The organism is Lachnospira multipara ATCC 19207 (assembly GCF_000424105.1).
GTDB classification, from domain to species: Bacteria; Bacillota; Clostridia; order Lachnospirales; family Lachnospiraceae; genus Lachnospira; species Lachnospira multipara.
Genome location: NZ_AUJG01000020.1, coordinates 23,575 through 40,856, shown reverse-complemented (window position 1 = coordinate 40,856; position 17,282 = coordinate 23,575). Strand labels below are relative to the sequence as shown.

Below are 17,282 nucleotides of genomic sequence, written 5' to 3'. Positions count from 1 at the left end.
CCTTTTTCGTAGTTTTCTTTTTCCTTAGCTAAAGCCCAATTAAAAGCAAATCTTGCTGCACCTGCGTACTGAAACATTTTCGTTTGTTGCACGTTATTAGGTATCAACATTACTTTTATTGCCTTTATCATTACTCTCCTCCCATTGAATCAATTCTTGGACAAGTTTCTTAGCTTTATTAGCTCTTTTGCCTTGTGATTTACAACTGAATACTGTGATTATTTGTACCAAATCTTCAACAAGCTCTTGCTGTTCAGATTTCTCAGTATTGTCAATAATCTCAATTTCACAGTTATACAACGAAGCTATATATTCGACCAACTCGAAACCAAATCGTAAAAGTCTATCTTTATGTAAAACAACAACTCTTTCTACTTGATTTTGAGATATACGTTTAATCAGTTCTTGAAGTCCTTTTTTCTTATAATTAATACCAGAACCTATATCAGTTATTATCTCAAACGGTTGTCCTTTTGCCATAAGATATGTTTTTACGTTATAAATCTGTCGCTCTAAATCATCTTTTTGCTTATGGCTAGATACACGACAATAACCGATTGTAACGCGATTTTTAGGCTTTATATTCATTACTTGATTAAGTTGTTCATCGGAATAATATCTATAGCCACTTGCTGTAGTATGATGAGGATGAAGTTTTCCATTGGAATCCCAATTCCGTAATGTCTGCGCTGATACGCCTATGATTTTTGAAAATTCATGTATAGAATAATATTTGTTCAAAATAGCACTTCCTTTCAATATTATTCTATACTAATAACTTATAAAACTCAACAGTATTTTATATACTTTTATAAGTTTTACTTAACTATCATCAACCTCCATAATAATATCCATTTACTACAAAATAATTAAGGATTTATAAGTCCATGAAAATGTGGTAAAATAGATTATATTTATAAAATATAATATGATTATATCAGAAAAAATATGTGCATAAAAGTACATTTTTGGGAGGTCTATATGCTTATAAAGAATACTACAGTGTTTACTAAAGAAACACTTGAGGGTCTTAATAGAGCCAGTAATTTTACTAATGAAAAATACAAGAAATTCAAACTTATATATAACCTTGCAGGACTTATTTTTCTTATGCTTTTTGTAAGATACATGGTCCTGTTTGTGACTAATGATGATAGTAAGGACATTTTCCTAACAGTCTTTTATGCTGTGGCAGCAGCGGTTTTCCTATTTATTGGCATGTATCTAATGGATAGGGACAACAAGAGACGCTTTAATAACCTCTATAAGAACATGATAGGTGTGGAGTTTAACTATGAAATTGACTCAGATACCATTAAGGTTGAAGATGCCGATAAGGATGTGGACCTTTTAAAATGGGACGACGTCCTTAGAGTGGAAAAAGACTCGGATTACATCTACATTTTCTTTAGTAATGAGGACTGCCTAAGTCTATCTCGTAAGGGCTTTACAAGTGCTAGCGATAAGGACTTACTAGAACTAGCTAATGCTATTCTTTCCACTAGAACTGAGGCTAAGGAAACTAAGGCAAAAAAGGATGTAATTAAGATTAACGAAGATAGCATAGATGATTCTTACGTTACACAACTTGATATTGAAAATGAAGATCATCAGGCTAAACTGTAAAGCGTGGGATTGCTTACACTGCGTTCAAAATAAGACCTTAGAAAATTAAGGAAAGACAAAAGATTATAAAGTAAAATAAGAAATAACATAATATTATTAAGAAAAAGTGGGGAATTGCTTGACAATATCCCCACTTTATCACATAATACATAGGACACCGCATGATGTCAGACAACAATTGGGAGTTGTCTAATCACTTTAAAATTATGAGCTATTAGTGAGGAAGTAATAGCTTTTCTTTTTATATTCATGCAAGATATATAACAAGGAGGATCGCCCATGAACAATCAGGAAATGATGGAACTCACAACGGTCGATAATAGTGAGTTTGAGGAGTTAGTAAAGGAAGTTACTGCTTCAGGTTCAATAGACCAGAATTTATACATAGAGTACGATGTTAAGCGTGGCTTACGTGATAGTAACGGTAATGGTGTTCTTACAGGCCTTACAGAGATATCAGATGTACTTGGAAACCAAAGTATTAATGGACGAAAGATCCCTGTTGATGGAGAATTATATTTTCAAGGCTATAATGTAGAAGATTTAATTAAGAACTCTAAGACAGATAGATTCCGTTTCGAAGAGGCAACTTATTTATTATTATTTGGTTCATTACCAAAGGAAGAGAATTTAAAGAGATTTGTCCGTATCCAGACTGATTTGCAGGAACTTTCAGGAGCATTCATTCGTGATGTTATTATGAAGGCAACTTCAGACAACCTAATGAATTCCCTTATGAAGTCCATCTTAAGCTTATATTCTTATGATGAGCACCCAGATGACACTTCAGTACCTAACGTACTTAGACAGAGCTTACAGCTTATTGCTAAGATGCCACTTTTAACAGTTTATGCATATCAGGCTTTTAGACATTTCCGTCTTGATGGAACACTTATGATTAAGAATCCAAAGAAGGGATATTCTACAGCCGAGAATATTTTATATATGTTAAGAGATGATGGTAACTTCTCTGAGCTTGAGGCTAAGGTACTTGATATCTGTCTTGTACTTCATGCAGAGCATGGTGGTGGTAATAACTCTACATTTACAACTCACGTAGTTACATCATCAGGAACAGATACATACTCAGCAATCGCAGCTTCTATTGCATCCCTTAAGGGACCTAAGCATGGTGGTGCAAACCTAAAGGTTCAGGAGATGTTTACAGACATTAAGGAGCATGTAAGTGATTGGTCAGATACTGAGTCTATTAAGACTTACCTTAATAAGATTCTTGATAAGGAAGCCTTTGATGGAGCAGGTCTTATTTATGGTATGGGTCACGCAGTTTATACAAACTCAGATCCAAGAGAAGTAATCCTAAAGAGCTTTGCTAAGAAGCTTTCTGAAGAGAAGGGTATGACTAAGGAATTTGCCCTTTACGAGACAGTGGAGAAGGAAGCTGGCGAACTTATTATGGCTAAGAGAAAAATGTTCAAACCAGTCTGTGCTAATGTAGATTTTTATAGTGGTTTGGTTTATACTATGTTAGGTATTCCAGAGGAAATGTTTACACCAATGTTTGCAACTGCAAGAATTTCAGGTTGGTGTGCTCATAGACTAGAGGAGTTAGTTAATGCAGGAAAGATTATTCGTCCAGCCTATAAGTACGTTGGTCATCACAGACCATATACAACAATAGATGAGAGATAACTCTTACTTTTGTAGAATGGACATAAATAATTTAATCTACAAGGATTAAATTTTAGAGGAGTCGAACATGTCAAGATATAAAGTTAAACCAATAACACATCCCTTTAATGCTGTAGTTGAGGTTCCAGGTTCTAAGAGTGTCACTAATAGAGCCCTTTTACTTGCAGCCCTATCTAACGAAGAGTGTACCCTTAATGGTGTATTATTTTCAGATGATTCTAGACATTTTATAACAAGTCTATTATCACTAGGTTTTAAATTACAGGTTAATGAAGTAGATCACTACGTAACAGTATGCGGATGTGATGGAGATATTCCTAAGAAGGAAGCTACAATTGATGTTGGTTCAGCAGGAACAGCAGCTAGATTTTTAACATCAATGCTTGCCTTATCAGACGGAGAATATACAATCAATGCTTCTGAGCAGATGAAGAGAAGACCTATGCTTCCTTTATTTGAAGCACTAGAAAGCTTAGGAGCAAGTTTTACATATCTTGAAGAAAAAGGACATTTACCCGTTAAGGTAGTAGGTGCTAAAGCTAATGGTAAGACACCAGAAAGTGAAGTATCCATTGATATTAGCGAGAGTACTCAGTTTTTAAGTGCCCTCCTTATGACAGCACCAATGCTATCTAATGGCTTAAGAGTTTTAATTACCTCAAAGAAGACTTCAGGTTCTTATATCAATATTACTATGGATATGATGCGCCAGTTTGGTTGCGAAGTATTCCATGATGGCGCAAGTTATGATGTGCCAGCAGGTGAGCATTATAGATCAAGAACTTACCAGATTGAGCCAGATGTATCTGCAGCTTGCTATTTTTATGCAGCCGCTGCAATTACAGGAGGTAGAGCCCTAGTTAAGAATGTACATTCTAACGTAATGCAGGGAGACATGAAGTTCCTTGATGTCTTAAAGCAGTTAGGCTGTGCAGTAACTGAGGAGAGAGAAGGAATCTGTGTAACTGGTCCAGTTAATGGAGAGTTTAGCGGAATTGACGTAGATATGAATGATTTCTCAGATCAGTCTATGACCCTTGCGGCTATTGCTCCATTTGCAAAGACAGCCACTTGCATTAGAAACATCGAGCATATAAGACTACAGGAGTCTGATAGAATTGCAAGTATGGTTTCAGAACTTAACAACCTAGGTATAGATGTTAAGGAAGGCAGAGATAGAATTGAAATTATGCCGGGCAAGCCAACACCAGGACTTGTAGATACTCATGATGATCATAGAATGGCTATGTCCTTTGCCCTAATTGGCTTACTAATTGATGGTATCGAGATTGATAATTATGAATGTTGTGGTAAGACCTTTGAGAATTACTTCCATGTATTAGAAACAGCTTGTAGACAATAAAATTTTTATAAACTAAAACTGCCGAGTTTCTTAGGTAGGCTAGATTTATTCTAGTTTGGCATAAGAAATCTTTCGGCAGTTTCTTAATTTATTAGAAAAAAATATAAAATTTGCTTGAATTAAAATCATACTTTAAGTATAATACATAAATTGTGGGAGAGAAAAATTTAATATATAGAGGATATTATATTATGGAACATGCAATTTTTAGCATAGACCAATATAAGAATATCGCTTCTTATGGAGTAGGCGTGGAATACATGTGCTTAGGTATTGCAATTATAATGATATTTTTCATGCTATTTACCAGACCTAAGAATACACATGGTTTTCCATTATTATTATTTGGTTTAGTTACTTCGGTAATTGAGATATTCTTAATTTTATATCTAGTTAACTTGACGGATCATGGTAACTTAAAAAGTCTAACCCCTACTATCCAGATTGTAACTTGGTTGGTTATTTTGGCTTTTGGTTCTATAATGCAGGCTCATTATGTATATACTGTATTACTTGGCCATAATAGGATAAGACAGAGGAAATATATTTTCATGATGACTTTGGTTTATCAGATTATATTTTTAATTGTCGCAGCGATTTTGTACATAAAAGGTTACTTAGTCGAAATCCAAAACGAAAACCTACAGATTATTGGTTTAATTAAATTATTAACTCTTTACGGTATAGCAATGTATTTACTTACATTATTAGCTTCATTCGATAATAGAAAAAATATAGCTCGCTTTGTACTAACTAATATTTATATTTTTTCAAGTATTGATGTAATTTTATTGTTGTATCAATATTTTACTGAAAAAACAATTTTAATTAGTGCATCTTATGTTATTAGTTTTACTATCTTTTATATGCTTCATCATTCTAATCCGGTGGATGAAATAACAGGATGTCAGAATCTATCATCACTAAAAACAAGCTTGAAATTATTATTTGCAACTAAAAATGAATTTGCCTATGCGCATATGTCTTATCCGCAGGTAGCACTTACAATAGATGATAATAAATCAGATACTATAGAATCAGCGATTTCTAGGGCTTGTAATTATATTTTTAAGAATATAAAAAATGTAAGCATGTACCAATACAGTGCAACAGATTTTATAGTTTTGAAAAAATTATCTATAGACGAGACTAAACGAAATAGAGAATACGACAGATTTGTAGCTGTATTGTCTAATTTACAGGAAACTACAACTAACACTTATGATGAGATAACCTATGCTAAATATATTTTGTTTAAAAGCGATACTAATATAAAGTCTATTAAAGACGTTAAGGACTTTGTTTCATATATGAATTTAAAATATATTAAAAAAGGTAATAAGAACCAATTTGTGCTAGCAGAACCACAAAACTATAAAGGCTTTTTATTAGAAAGAAAAGTTATAGAAATATTTGAGGATATTAGAGAAAACAAAAAATACAAGGATCCAAGAATTGTTTGTTATGCTCAGCCTATTCTTAATGTAGACGAGAATAAATATAAAACCGCAGAGGCACTTGTAAGACTTCAGATTAATGGAGTTAATGTTCCTCCAATTAAATTTATTCCCATTGCGGAAGAAAGAGGTTATATTCATAGCTTAAGTCTAGCAATGATACATAAGGTAGCAGAGGCAATTAATAATGAATTAAAGGATTCAGAATTTGATGCTATAACAATTAATATTTCTGCGGGAGAATTATCAGATGAGCAATTTGCCGCAGAGGTTTTAGGAATACTAGATTCTTACAATATTTCTTATGATAAGATCAGACTTGAAATCACTGAAAGCGCCATGTTTGAGGATACTGAAATCATGACTAAGAACATAAGAAAGCTTAAAGACTCAGGCATTAGATTCTATCTTGATGATTATGGTACAGGTTATTCTAACTTAGATAGAATGACAGATAGTGAGTTTTCAACTATTAAGTTTGATAAGAGTATTTTTTATAAAGCCTTAGCTAATAAGGAAACAGAAGAGATGCTTGATGCGTTAATTAGCTTAGTTAAGAAGAGAGGCATTAATACCTTAGTTGAGGGAGTTGAGACAATAACACAGGTGGAATTTGCAGTAAATAAGGGCTTTGAAAGTATTCAGGGTTATTATTACTCAAGACCAGTGCCTATTGAGAACTTAGTTGATTATTTTAACAAAAAGCAATAAAATATAATTAAATATACGAAAAATTCAATATGTGGATAGCTTTACTTGGGGGATTGGCTATGAAAGTATTAATTTATAAGTGGAAGGTCTTTAATCAGGAAGATATAGCCGAGGCTTTCTTTGACTATGGCTACGAGGTTGTAGAATACGAAGAACCATCGGTATATCTTGATGAAGCCAAAGGCCTTAAATTTCATGATAATAATGAGCTGACTAATATAATTAAAGGAGTTGATATGGTCTTCTCCTTTAATTATTTTGCTCATATATCAGAAATCTGCAACAAACTAGGCATAATCTATATAAGCTATACAGTGGATTCTCCGCTAATTTCCCTATATCATAATTCCATTTACAATCCTTGCAATTACATATTTGTCTTTGATAAATTTTTCTATTACCAGCTAAAGGAATTAGAGCTTGAGCATCTTTTCTATCTTCCTTTAGGGGCAAATGCAAAAAGGATTGAAAGTCAGCTAGAAAAGAGTAATATTCCTTCATGCCTTGATATAAAGGATTATAAATACGACCTATCCTTTGTTGGGGGCATGTATCACAGAAATTCCTATGACAATATTAAAGATAAATTGGATGAGGATTTAAAGAATTATTTTAATGAGGTTTTAAAAGAGCAGCTCTTTAGCCCAGGCATGGATATTATAGATAATTCCCTATCTGTTGAGCTCTTAACAAAACTTCTTGAAATCACAGATTTTAAGCAAAGCGAGGGCTCTTTTTCAGATATCCTTACAATCTTTACTAACACCTTTTTAGGCTTTAAGCTAGCAAACATTGAAAGAGTGGTTATCCTTAATGCCCTAGCAGCAGCCCTAAAAAACTACGGCTACAAGGTGGACCTTTTTACAGACGACACAGATAATAATTTAGAAAATGTAATTCTTCACAACACCGTAGACTACAATATAGAGATGCCAGAAATCTTTAGACAATCTAAGATTAATCTTAATATAAGCCTTAGAAATATAAGAACAGGTATTCCTTTAAGAGTCTGGGATGTGCTAGCTTCTGGTGGCTTTTTACTTACCAATAAACAGATAGAATTAGAGGATTATTTTAAGATAGGGGAGGACCTCGTGGTCTTTGAAAGCATAGATGAGGCAGTAACTAAGAGCCTTTACTATCTTGAGCATGAGAAGGAAAGAAAAGAAATTGCTAGGTCTGGCTTTGAAAGAGTTAAAAAATATCACAGCTATTGCCAAAGAATAGGGGATATCCTAGATTGCATAGCAGGAAATAAAGAGTAGTAAATAATAATAAAGAATAATAAAGAATAATCAGAAAGCACAATAAAAAAGGACCGGCATTAGCCGGCCCCAAATTACCTTTAATCTTAATCCACTAATTTAGCTGAGAAGACACCATCGTATTCCTCAAAGGTATGTTCTTCAATTTTTCTCATCATAACTGTAATATAAGGATCCTTAAAGTTAAGAGCAAAGTAGATATTACCAAGTACTTCATCAATAACTTGAATCTTTATATCAAGTAGGGATTCAGAACGAACACTAGCACTAGCTGCAACTCTTAAATCATAGTTTGCAAACTGTTGAATAATATTCTTGCCAAATCCAAATCTAAGGCTAAAGTCACCGTAGGCGTTAGTATAATTAAAGCAGCCCTCTGACTTGTCCTCATTTATATCAATTGAAAACTTCTTAATAGTGCATACATTTTCATCTAGTGCTTCATAACTTCTCTTGTTTATCTTATTAAGGAAGTGGGCACACTTATTAGCTTCAATCATAGAAGGCTCCATAATCTCAAGCTTTCTTGAATTAGCATAAGTCTCTAGTTCTTCATCAGAAACACTGTCAAAGACTTTGTTTAGCCCATCCTTATTTGATACATTTTCAAGCGCATCTAATTTATCAACAATTTCCTCCCAGAAACTATCATAGATTAGCTGAACGCCGCCCTTTCGACCTTGGGCATCTGCAGTAGTAATAAGAATAATGTCCTTATCTGGCACATAAACTGCCAACTGACCGCCCATGCCATACATTGCGTATCCCCCATGACTTGTGCGCCAGAACTGATAGCCATAGCCCTGCATCTCTTCTAAAGTATCAGACTTTGCCCAGTTATCAGAATGACAACTAATGGCATCCTCAATATATTCCTTTGGAAGAAGCTGCTTTCCAAACCAGTCACCCTTATGAACTACAAGATAGAAAACCTTTAGTAAATCAAGGCTTGAACAGTTAAGTCCAGAACCACCCATGCTCATATTAGTTGGGTCTGTTAAGACATAAGCCTCCTTACTAAACTCTAGCTCATTAAGGAATTTATCTCTTAAATAATCAAAGAAATTCTTACCAGAAAGTCTCTCAATTAAGATCCCTAAAGTGTGAGTCGAACTTGTATCATAGGCAAAGTTAGTGCCTGGCACATGAGTTGGCTTTGTTGTAAAAAATGAACCTAGCCAGTCAGAAACACCAGTAGCCTTATAGGTTGTAAATCTATGACAAGACTTCATCTCAAGCATATCCCTAATTGTCATCATCTTAAGGAAAGGATGCACCTCTCCCTTAGGCAATTTATCTGGGAAAAAATCCACGATGTGATCATCAAGAGATAATTTTCCTTCTTCAATTAAAAGACCAATTCCAAGGGATACAAAAGACTTAGTTACAGAAAACATTCTATGTAGCGAATCCCTAGTATAAGGGGCATAGAAAGATTCATAGATTAATTTGTCATGACGCATTAGCATAATTGAATGCATCGGCAAATGTTTTTCTTCAAGGCGTTTAGAAAAATTCATAATATACTCATTAGGAATTCCAAGCTCTTTTGCCTTAGCTTGTTTAAAAAATTCAGTCATAAGTAAGTAACCTCCATAAAAATCCCGCATTACATAAAACAATTATATGTATTAGCAAGTTACAAATCAAGTTTTCAACTTGAATATTGATGCATTTTATATTATATTAAAAATAGATTGTATACGATTTAATTTCAGAGGTATTTTATGGACACTATTTTGTCAAGATGTATAAAGGATTATGAAAATTTAGACGAGACCAGTAAAAGGTCTAGAGTAGGCATATTTACAGGAATTGTAGGTATTGTTGTAAACCTATGCCTTGTGATTTTAAAACTAGTAGCCGGTTTTATTACAGGGGCTGTCTCAATTACAGCAGATGCAGCTAACAACTTTTCCGATGCTGCCTCTTCAATTGTCACCCTAATAGGATTTAAAATGGCTGGAAAGCCGGCAGATAAAGAACATCCTTATGGCCACGGCCGTATGGAATATATTGCAGGCCTTGTAGTAGCTGAACTTATCCTACTTATGGGAGCGGAATTACTACACACTTCAGTTTTAAAGATAATTCATCCAGACAAGGTTATCTTTAGCATTGTATCCATTGTAATCTTAGTATTTTCCATCCTTGCTAAAGTCTTCCTAGCCCTTATTAATAACAAGCTAGGCCACAAATTTAATTCCACAACTATGCTTGCCACTGCTAGCGACTCAAGAAATGATGTCCTTGCAACATCTGTGGTTTTAATTTCAGTTATTCTAACAAGCTTTTCAAACTTTAACTTTGATGCTTATGCAGGTGCCCTTGTGGCAATCCTTGTACTAATCGCTGGAGTTTGCACTATTAGAGACACGGTTTCACCGCTACTTGGTAAAGCCCCCGATGAAAAAATGGTTTCCGGAATTAAAAGAATAGTTTTATCTAATAATAAGATTTATGGTTTCCATGACCTTATCGTTCACGATTACGGTCCTGGTAGAAAATTTGTATCCCTTCATGCAGAGATCGACAAGGACCTTGACCTAGTCACTGCCCACGACTGCGTGGACGCAATAGAAAAGCAGATATCAGAAGAGTTTAAGTGCTATGTAAGTATTCACGCAGACCCTATAGATATTGGCTATAAGCATAATAATTAGTTTAATCTAAGTAAATCTTAAATCCATCCACCATCAAACTGAATAATCTGACCAGTTAAATAGCTAGGTGACTCAAGTATTTTTCTTACAAGTTCTGCAACTTCGCTAGGATCCCCTAGTCTTCCTTCAGGAATTTCAAGGGCGAGTTCTTCTAGCTCTTCCTTTGATAAATGGCCATTCATCTCTGTATCAATGGCGCCACAGGCAATGGCATTAACCTGAATATTGCTTGGGGCAAGTTCCTTAGCTAAGGCCTTAGTAAAGGCATCCACGCCACCCTTAGTAGCACTATAAGCCACCTCACAGCTAGCCCCGTAAAGCCCCCAGACAGAAGAGATATTAATAATCTTACCCTCATGTCTTTTAATCATGTCATTTACAGCAAAGTGGCAGCAGTTATAAACAGAACCAAGATTAGTATTAAGAATCTCTTGCCACTCCTTATAAGACATATCCTGGAAAAGCCCCACCATAGAAATACCAGCATTGTTAATCAACACATCCACACTGCCAAATTCCTTTAGGGCAAGATCAAACATCTTTTCCACATCTTCGTAATTTCCCATGTCACCTGTAAAACTAATGACTTTATTAGAAATGCACGATAATTCTTTCTTAGTCTCCTCTAAAAGGCTTGAATTGTGAAAACTGCTAATAAGAATATTTGTATCAGGGCCAGCTAGGTTTTTAGCAATAGCTTTTCCAATTCCTCTAGAGGCACCTGTAATAATTATATTTCGACTCATTTTTTAGTCCTTTCTAGTATTTATCCCTATTTAAAGCGGATTTAATATTGCATTTTATTTTCTAGATTATATCAAAAACTCCCTATTTATGCCATTAAAAATGTATAGCTATAATGATTGTGGAAAACTTATCCACAAAGCTTATGCTTTCTATTGTTGATAATGTTTATTATTTCTATTAGATTTTTATATCTAAAGTAAAGAAGAACGATTAAATATAACAAAAGTTACTATTGATTTTTATTTTTTTGTGCATCTTTTACAAAAAATATCCTTTCTATTAAAATTATTTAAAATAGTCTTGATATTATAAATGTGGAAACTTTAGACTTATCCACAGCGCAAAAGCCCTGATTTCAAGGGCTTTTGGACTTAACCACAAAGTTATCCACTTTATCCACAATTAAAAAGTGGAATATTAAACCTAAATTTATTCCCCTAAAAGTAGGAAATGAATTTTGTTAAAAAGTGAGAATCTAAAAATAGGGTTTGACATTTTGACTAAGAGATGAACCAGCAATTTTGCGGTACCCTAGTACTAGTTTTTAATTAAAAATAGTAAATAAGCATAACTAATTGGTTCAATGGTATTAATTAAAAATATACTTATCCACACTGGTAGTAAATAATCCACAAGTTCAAAGCCAGTTAGGAGAAGACTTATAGGACTTGTCCACATTTTCGAAAAATATACTAGTACTTTGGAACTAATATTTTAAATAAGTTATCAACATAGTGGGTAAAACTAAGTGGAAAAGCAGTTCCAAAATTTACATAAAGTTCATAAGTTCTAAACTTGTTTAAATACGTAAATATGGTATAATATACACATAAAGATACAATATGTATCTAACAGTCGTGAAACTTACATATGGGATTTGTGTTAAGGAGGTTTTTAAGAGGTTAGGCATTTCAATTAACATTTATTCATGGGGTTTGAATAGTAATTGAGATGTTTGATATTAGTACATGTGAAGTTGTTTTTCCCACGACAATCTAATGTAAAGGAGTTGGACATCATGCGTTTTATTATAACAGGTAGAAATATTGATATTACAGAGGGTTTGAAGTCAGCAGTAGAAGATAAACTAGGAAAGTTAGACAGATTTTTTGCTCCTGAGACAGAAGTCAATGTTACATTAAGTGTTGAGAAAGAAAGACAGAAGATTGAGGTTACTATTCCTGTAAAGGGAAATATCGTTAGAGCCGAGGAGGTAAGTAATGATATGTACGTTTCAATTGACTTAGTAGAAGAAGTCATTGAACGTCAGTTAAAGAAATATAAGAACAAGATTGTTGATAAGCAGAACAATCATGCAAGCTTCACTAAGGAATTCGTTGAAAAGGAAGTAGAGGATGAGGAAGAAGTAAAGATCATCCGTACTAAGAGATTCGGCATTAAGCCAATGGATCCAGAAGAAGCTTGTGTACAGATGGAATTACTTGGACATGACTTCTTTGTATTCTTTAATGCAGAGACAGAAGAAGTTAATGTTGTCTATAAGAGAAAGGGCAACACATATGGTCTTATTGAACCAGAATTAGACTAGTAATTTTACTTAATTAGTGAATTGGCTAAGTCAATCCTAATTAAACAAAAACTGTTTAGGTAATCTAAAGACTGGGTTGGTTATCTAAAATAAGAGGAAGAGGAAGACTTAGTTATATAATTAATATTTATGGGCATACTTAAATTTTTAAGTATGCCCTTTATCTTTATCTTTATTTAATATTCATAGCCCCCGTGAAAACTTGCGTATAACCTAACAAAATGTTACAATTACAAACGTGTGAAAACTTGTTAATTGTGCAAATTTTCCAATTTCGTTTTTGCCTTAATTTGGCTGAAACGATGCACTAGAGGAATTAAAAGGAGCGTAAAATAATGGGATTAGCTCAGAAAATTTTTGGTACTCACAGTGAACGTGAGCTTAAAAGAATAACTCCAATTGCTGATAAGGTAGAGGCGCTAAGAGATGAATTTAGCAAATTATCAGATGAGCAATTACAGGCTAAAACAAGAGAATTCAAGGATAGATTAGCTAAAGGGGAAACATTAGACGACATTTTACCAGAGGCTTTTGCAACAGTAAGAGAAGCTTCTAAGAGAGTTCTTGGTATGGAACATTATAGAGTACAGATCATTGGTGGTATTATTCTCCACCAGGGACGTATTGCTGAGATGCGTACTGGTGAAGGTAAGACACTTGTTTGTACATTACCATCTTACCTTAATGCCCTTACAGGAGAAGGCGTTTTAGTAGTAACAGTTAATGACTACTTAGCAAAGCGTGATGCTGAATGGATGGGTAAGATTCATGAGTTCTTAGGTTTAAAGGTAGGTATTGTACTTCACGACCTTAAGCCAGATGAAAGAAGAGAAGCTTATGCTTGTGATATTACTTATGTAACTAACAACGAACTTGGTTTTGATTACCTTCGTGATAACATGGCAATTTACAAGGAACAGCTTGTTTTACGTAAGTTAAATTACTGCATCATCGATGAGGTGGATTCAATTCTTATTGATGAAGCTAGAACACCACTTATTATTTCAGGTCAGTCAGGTAAGTCTACTAAGATTTACGAGCTTTGTGATGTACTTGCTCGTCAATTAAAGCAGGGTGAATACAAGGGCGAGATGACTAAGATGCAGTACATGATGCAGGAAGAAATTGAAGAAGATGGCGACTTTATCGTTAATGAGAAGGATAAGGTTGTTAACTTAACAGAACAGGGTGTTCACAAGGTTGAGCAGTTCTTCCACATCGACAACTACGCAGACCCAGAAAACTTAGAGATTCAGCATAATGTAACATTAGCTCTTCGTGCTAATTACCTTATGCATAGAGATAAGGATTATGTAGTTAAGGATGATGAAGTATTAATCGTTGATGAATTTACAGGACGTATCATGCCAGGTCGTCGTTATTCAGATGGTCTTCATCAGGCTATTGAAGCTAAGGAGAAGGTAAAGGTTAAGAGAGAAAGTAAGACTCTTGCTACAATCACTTTCCAGAACTTCTTTAATAAATTTGCTAAGAAGGCAGGTATGACAGGTACTGCTATTACAGAAGAGAAGGAATTTAGAGATATCTATGGCCTTGATGTAGTAGAAGTTCCAACTAACAAGCCAGTTCTTAGAAAGGATTTAAACGATGCAGTATTTAAGACTAAGAAGGGTAAGTTCGCAGCAGTAGTTAATGCTGTTAAGGAAGCTCATGCTAAGGGACAGCCAGTCTTAGTAGGTACAATTACAATCGAGACATCAGAATTACTTAGCAAGATGCTTACAAAGGAAGGCATTCCTCATAACGTATTGAATGCTAAGTTCCATGAGCAGGAAGCTGAAATTGTTGCTCAAGCAGGTCAGCATGGTGCTGTAACAATTGCTACTAACATGGCAGGTCGTGGTACTGATATTAAGCTTGATGAAGAAGCAAGAGCAGCAGGCGGTCTTAAGATTATTGGTACAGAAAGACATGATTCAAGACGTATTGATAACCAGCTCCGTGGTAGAGCAGGTCGTCAGGGTGATCCTGGTGAATCAAGATTCTATCTATCTCTTGAAGATGATTTAATGAGACTCTTTGCACAGGAGACTTTAATTAATACCTTTAATAGACTTGGTGTTGATGAGTACGAACAGCTTGAGCACAAGATGCTTAGCCGTGCCATTGAATCAGCTCAGAAGAAGATTGAAATTAACAACTACGGTATCAGAAGTCACTTACTTGAATACGATCAGGTAATGAATGAACAGCGTGAAATTATGTATGCTGAAAGACGTAAGGTTCTTGATGGTGAGAACATGCGTAAGTCAATCATTAAGATGATTACTGACTTTGTTGAAAATGTAATTAATCGTACAGTCAACGAAGATGCCGATTACGAAGATTGGGATTATGAAGCTATTAATGAATTATTAATTCCTACAATTCCACTTCCAAAGGTTTATCCAGATGAGAATATAAAGACTAAGAACGAGCTTATGCAAGATCTTAAGGAAAAGGCTGTAAGACTTTACGAAGAAAAGGAAGCTCAGTTCCCAGAAGCAGAGCAGATTCGTGAATTCGAGCGTGTTATCTTACTTAAGGTAATTGATAGAAAGTGGATGGATCATATCGATGATATGGATCAGTTAAAGCAGGGTATCGGTTTACAGGCTTACGGTCAGAAAGACCCAGTTGTTCAGTATAAGATGATGGGTTATGACATGTTCAACGAAATGACAGAAGGCATTACAGAAGATACAGTAAGACTTCTTATGCATGTACAGGTTGAGCAGAAGGTTGAAAGAGAACAGGTTGCTAAGGTTACAGGAACTAATAAGGACGACGGTCCATCTGTTAAGGCACCAGTTAAGAGAGTAGATAAGAAGATTTACCCTAACGACCCATGCCCATGTGGAAGCGGTAAGAAGTATAAGAATTGCTGCGGTAGAGCATAATAGTAATTAGATATAATTAAGATTTAAGGCAAGGACATTTAACTGTCCTTGCTTTTTACAATTATTTTTGATAAAAAGATAATATGTAATCTAAATAAGAGATAATTTAAAGGAGCCATTATGGTTGAATACGATCAGTTTAAATTAAAATTAGAAGCCCTAGAAAATCCCCTTAAAAGAATTAAGGAATCATTAGATCTTGATTCTAAGGCAAAAAGAATAGAAGAGATAGAAGCAGATATGGAAGCTCCAGGCTTTTGGGACAATCCCGACAAGTCCAATAAAGAGATGAAGGAATTAAAGAGCTTAAAGTCTAGCTTTGAGAATTACGACGCCCTAAAGCAAAGTCTTGAAGACATTAAGACTTTAATTGAAATGGCCGAAGAAGACGAAGATACTTCCCTTGTAGCAGAAGTAGAAGAGGAGCTTAGTAAGCTAGAGACTAACATGGATAATCTAAGAATTGAAACTCTTTTATCCGGCGAATATGATAGCTGCAATGCCATTCTTACTCTTCATGCAGGAGCAGGTGGAACTGAGAGCTGCGACTGGTGTCAGATGCTTTATAGAATGTACACAAGATGGGCAGAAAAGCATGATTACAGCTATGAAATCATTGATTACCTTGATGGTGAAGAAGCAGGAATTAAGTCTGTAACTATTGAAATCTCAGGTGATAATGCCTATGGACATTTAAAGTCAGAACATGGCATCCACAGACTAGTTAGAATTTCTCCATTTAATGCAGCAGGCAAGAGACAGACATCTTTTGTTTCCTGTGATGTCATGCCAGATATTGACAAGGATATTGACATTGAAATCAACGACGATGATTTAAGAATAGATACATACCGCTCAAGTGGTGCCGGTGGACAGCATATCAACAAGACAAGTTCTGCCATTAGAATTACTCACCTTCCAACAGGAATTGTAGTACAGTGTCAGAATGAGCGTTCTCAGCATCAAAACAAAGACAAGGCTATGCAGATGTTAAAGTCTAGATTGTATTTACTTGCTCAAGAGGAAAATGCAAAGAATGCCGCAGATATTCGAGGAGACGTTAAGGATATCAATTTCGGAAGTCAGATTAGAAGTTACATTTTACAGCCATACACTATGGTAAAAGACCACAGAACAGCCAAGGATATTGGAAACGCTCAGATGGTTCTTGATGGAGATATTGATCCATTTATCAATGCTTATTTAATCTATATAAGCACAGGCCAGAAGGCCAACGAAGAAACTGACAATTAAATATGAATTCTAATATATTCTCACTATTAATAAAATGTGCTATAATATTTTTAGTTATAAACGGGAGAAATAAAAGCTACAAATCCTTATAAAG

13 protein-coding genes are annotated in these 17,282 nt (G+C 34.7%); 9 read left to right on the top strand and 4 right to left on the bottom strand.

Annotated elements, in window-relative coordinates:
* Together G600_RS16180 and G600_RS0112415 are read right to left on the bottom strand one after the other, a co-directional pair.
* A partial coding sequence (locus tag G600_RS16180; RefSeq protein ID WP_334290766.1) for a helix-turn-helix domain-containing protein occupies window positions 1-77 on the bottom strand: 77 nt, incomplete at its 3' end.
* A gap of 19 nt (window positions 78-96) precedes the next feature.
* Entirely contained in the window at window positions 97-741 is a 645-nt protein-coding gene (locus G600_RS0112415) for an IS607 family transposase (RefSeq protein ID WP_027432193.1), read from the bottom strand.
* 240 nt (window positions 742-981) lie between these two features.
* Between G600_RS0112415 and G600_RS0112410 the strand changes: the two genes are divergently transcribed.
* From G600_RS0112410 to G600_RS0112390, 5 genes are all read left to right on the top strand, one after another.
* Entirely contained in the window at window positions 982-1,626 is a 645-nt protein-coding gene (locus G600_RS0112410) for a YcxB family protein (protein ID WP_027432192.1), read from the top strand.
* A 279-nt stretch (window positions 1,627-1,905) separates the two neighbouring features.
* A complete protein-coding gene (locus G600_RS0112405; RefSeq protein ID WP_027432191.1) occupies window positions 1,906-3,279 on the top strand; it encodes a citrate/2-methylcitrate synthase in 1,374 nt (457 codons plus the stop codon).
* Window positions 3,280-3,346: 67 nt separating this feature from the next.
* Window positions 3,347-4,642, top strand: coding sequence for a 3-phosphoshikimate 1-carboxyvinyltransferase (gene aroA, locus G600_RS0112400; RefSeq protein ID WP_027432190.1), 1,296 nt, complete (start codon window positions 3,347-3,349; stop codon window positions 4,640-4,642).
* A 191-nt stretch (window positions 4,643-4,833) separates the two neighbouring features.
* Window positions 4,834-6,810 (top strand): EAL domain-containing protein, encoded by a 1,977-nt coding sequence (locus G600_RS0112395; RefSeq protein WP_027432189.1) that lies wholly within the window; start codon window positions 4,834-4,836, stop codon window positions 6,808-6,810.
* A gap of 59 nt (window positions 6,811-6,869) precedes the next feature.
* Window positions 6,870-8,075 carry a glycosyltransferase family protein gene (locus G600_RS0112390; protein WP_034246477.1) on the top strand — a complete coding sequence of 402 codons (1,206 nt, stop codon included), beginning with the start codon at window positions 6,870-6,872 and terminating at the stop codon, window positions 8,073-8,075.
* 86 nt (window positions 8,076-8,161) lie between these two features.
* On the opposite strand, the gene G600_RS0112385 is transcribed toward G600_RS0112390, so the two are convergent.
* Complete coding sequence (locus G600_RS0112385) at window positions 8,162-9,655, bottom strand: serine hydrolase domain-containing protein (RefSeq protein WP_027432187.1); 1,494 nt, start codon at window positions 9,653-9,655, stop codon at window positions 8,162-8,164.
* Between the two features lie 147 nt (window positions 9,656-9,802).
* Between G600_RS0112385 and G600_RS14635 the strand changes: the two genes are divergently transcribed.
* Window positions 9,803-10,738 (top strand): cation diffusion facilitator family transporter, encoded by a 936-nt coding sequence (locus G600_RS14635; RefSeq protein WP_034246475.1) that lies wholly within the window; start codon window positions 9,803-9,805, stop codon window positions 10,736-10,738.
* Window positions 10,739-10,755: 17 nt separating this feature from the next.
* Here the strand turns inward: G600_RS14635 and ymfI are convergent, their stop codons facing one another.
* Entirely contained in the window at window positions 10,756-11,484 is a 729-nt protein-coding gene (gene ymfI / locus G600_RS0112375; RefSeq protein ID WP_027432186.1) for an elongation factor P 5-aminopentanone reductase, read from the bottom strand.
* A gap of 1,019 nt (window positions 11,485-12,503) precedes the next feature.
* Between ymfI and hpf the strand changes: the two genes are divergently transcribed.
* The 3 genes from hpf to prfB all read left to right on the top strand — a co-directional run bounded on the left by hpf (window position 12,504) and on the right by prfB (window position 17,188).
* The gene (hpf, locus tag G600_RS0112370) at window positions 12,504-13,034 is read left to right on the top strand and encodes a ribosome hibernation-promoting factor, HPF/YfiA family (protein ID WP_027432185.1); all 531 of its coding nucleotides are present in this window, start codon (window positions 12,504-12,506) and stop codon (window positions 13,032-13,034) included.
* Between the two features lie 335 nt (window positions 13,035-13,369).
* Complete coding sequence (secA, locus tag G600_RS0112365) at window positions 13,370-15,934, top strand: preprotein translocase subunit SecA (protein WP_027432184.1); 2,565 nt, start codon at window positions 13,370-13,372, stop codon at window positions 15,932-15,934.
* 120 nt (window positions 15,935-16,054) lie between these two features.
* Window positions 16,055-17,188 carry a peptide chain release factor 2 gene (gene prfB / locus G600_RS0112360; protein ID WP_027432183.1) on the top strand — a complete coding sequence of 378 codons (1,134 nt, stop codon included), beginning with the start codon at window positions 16,055-16,057 and terminating at the stop codon, window positions 17,186-17,188.
* Window positions 17,189-17,282: the final 94 nt, after the last annotated feature.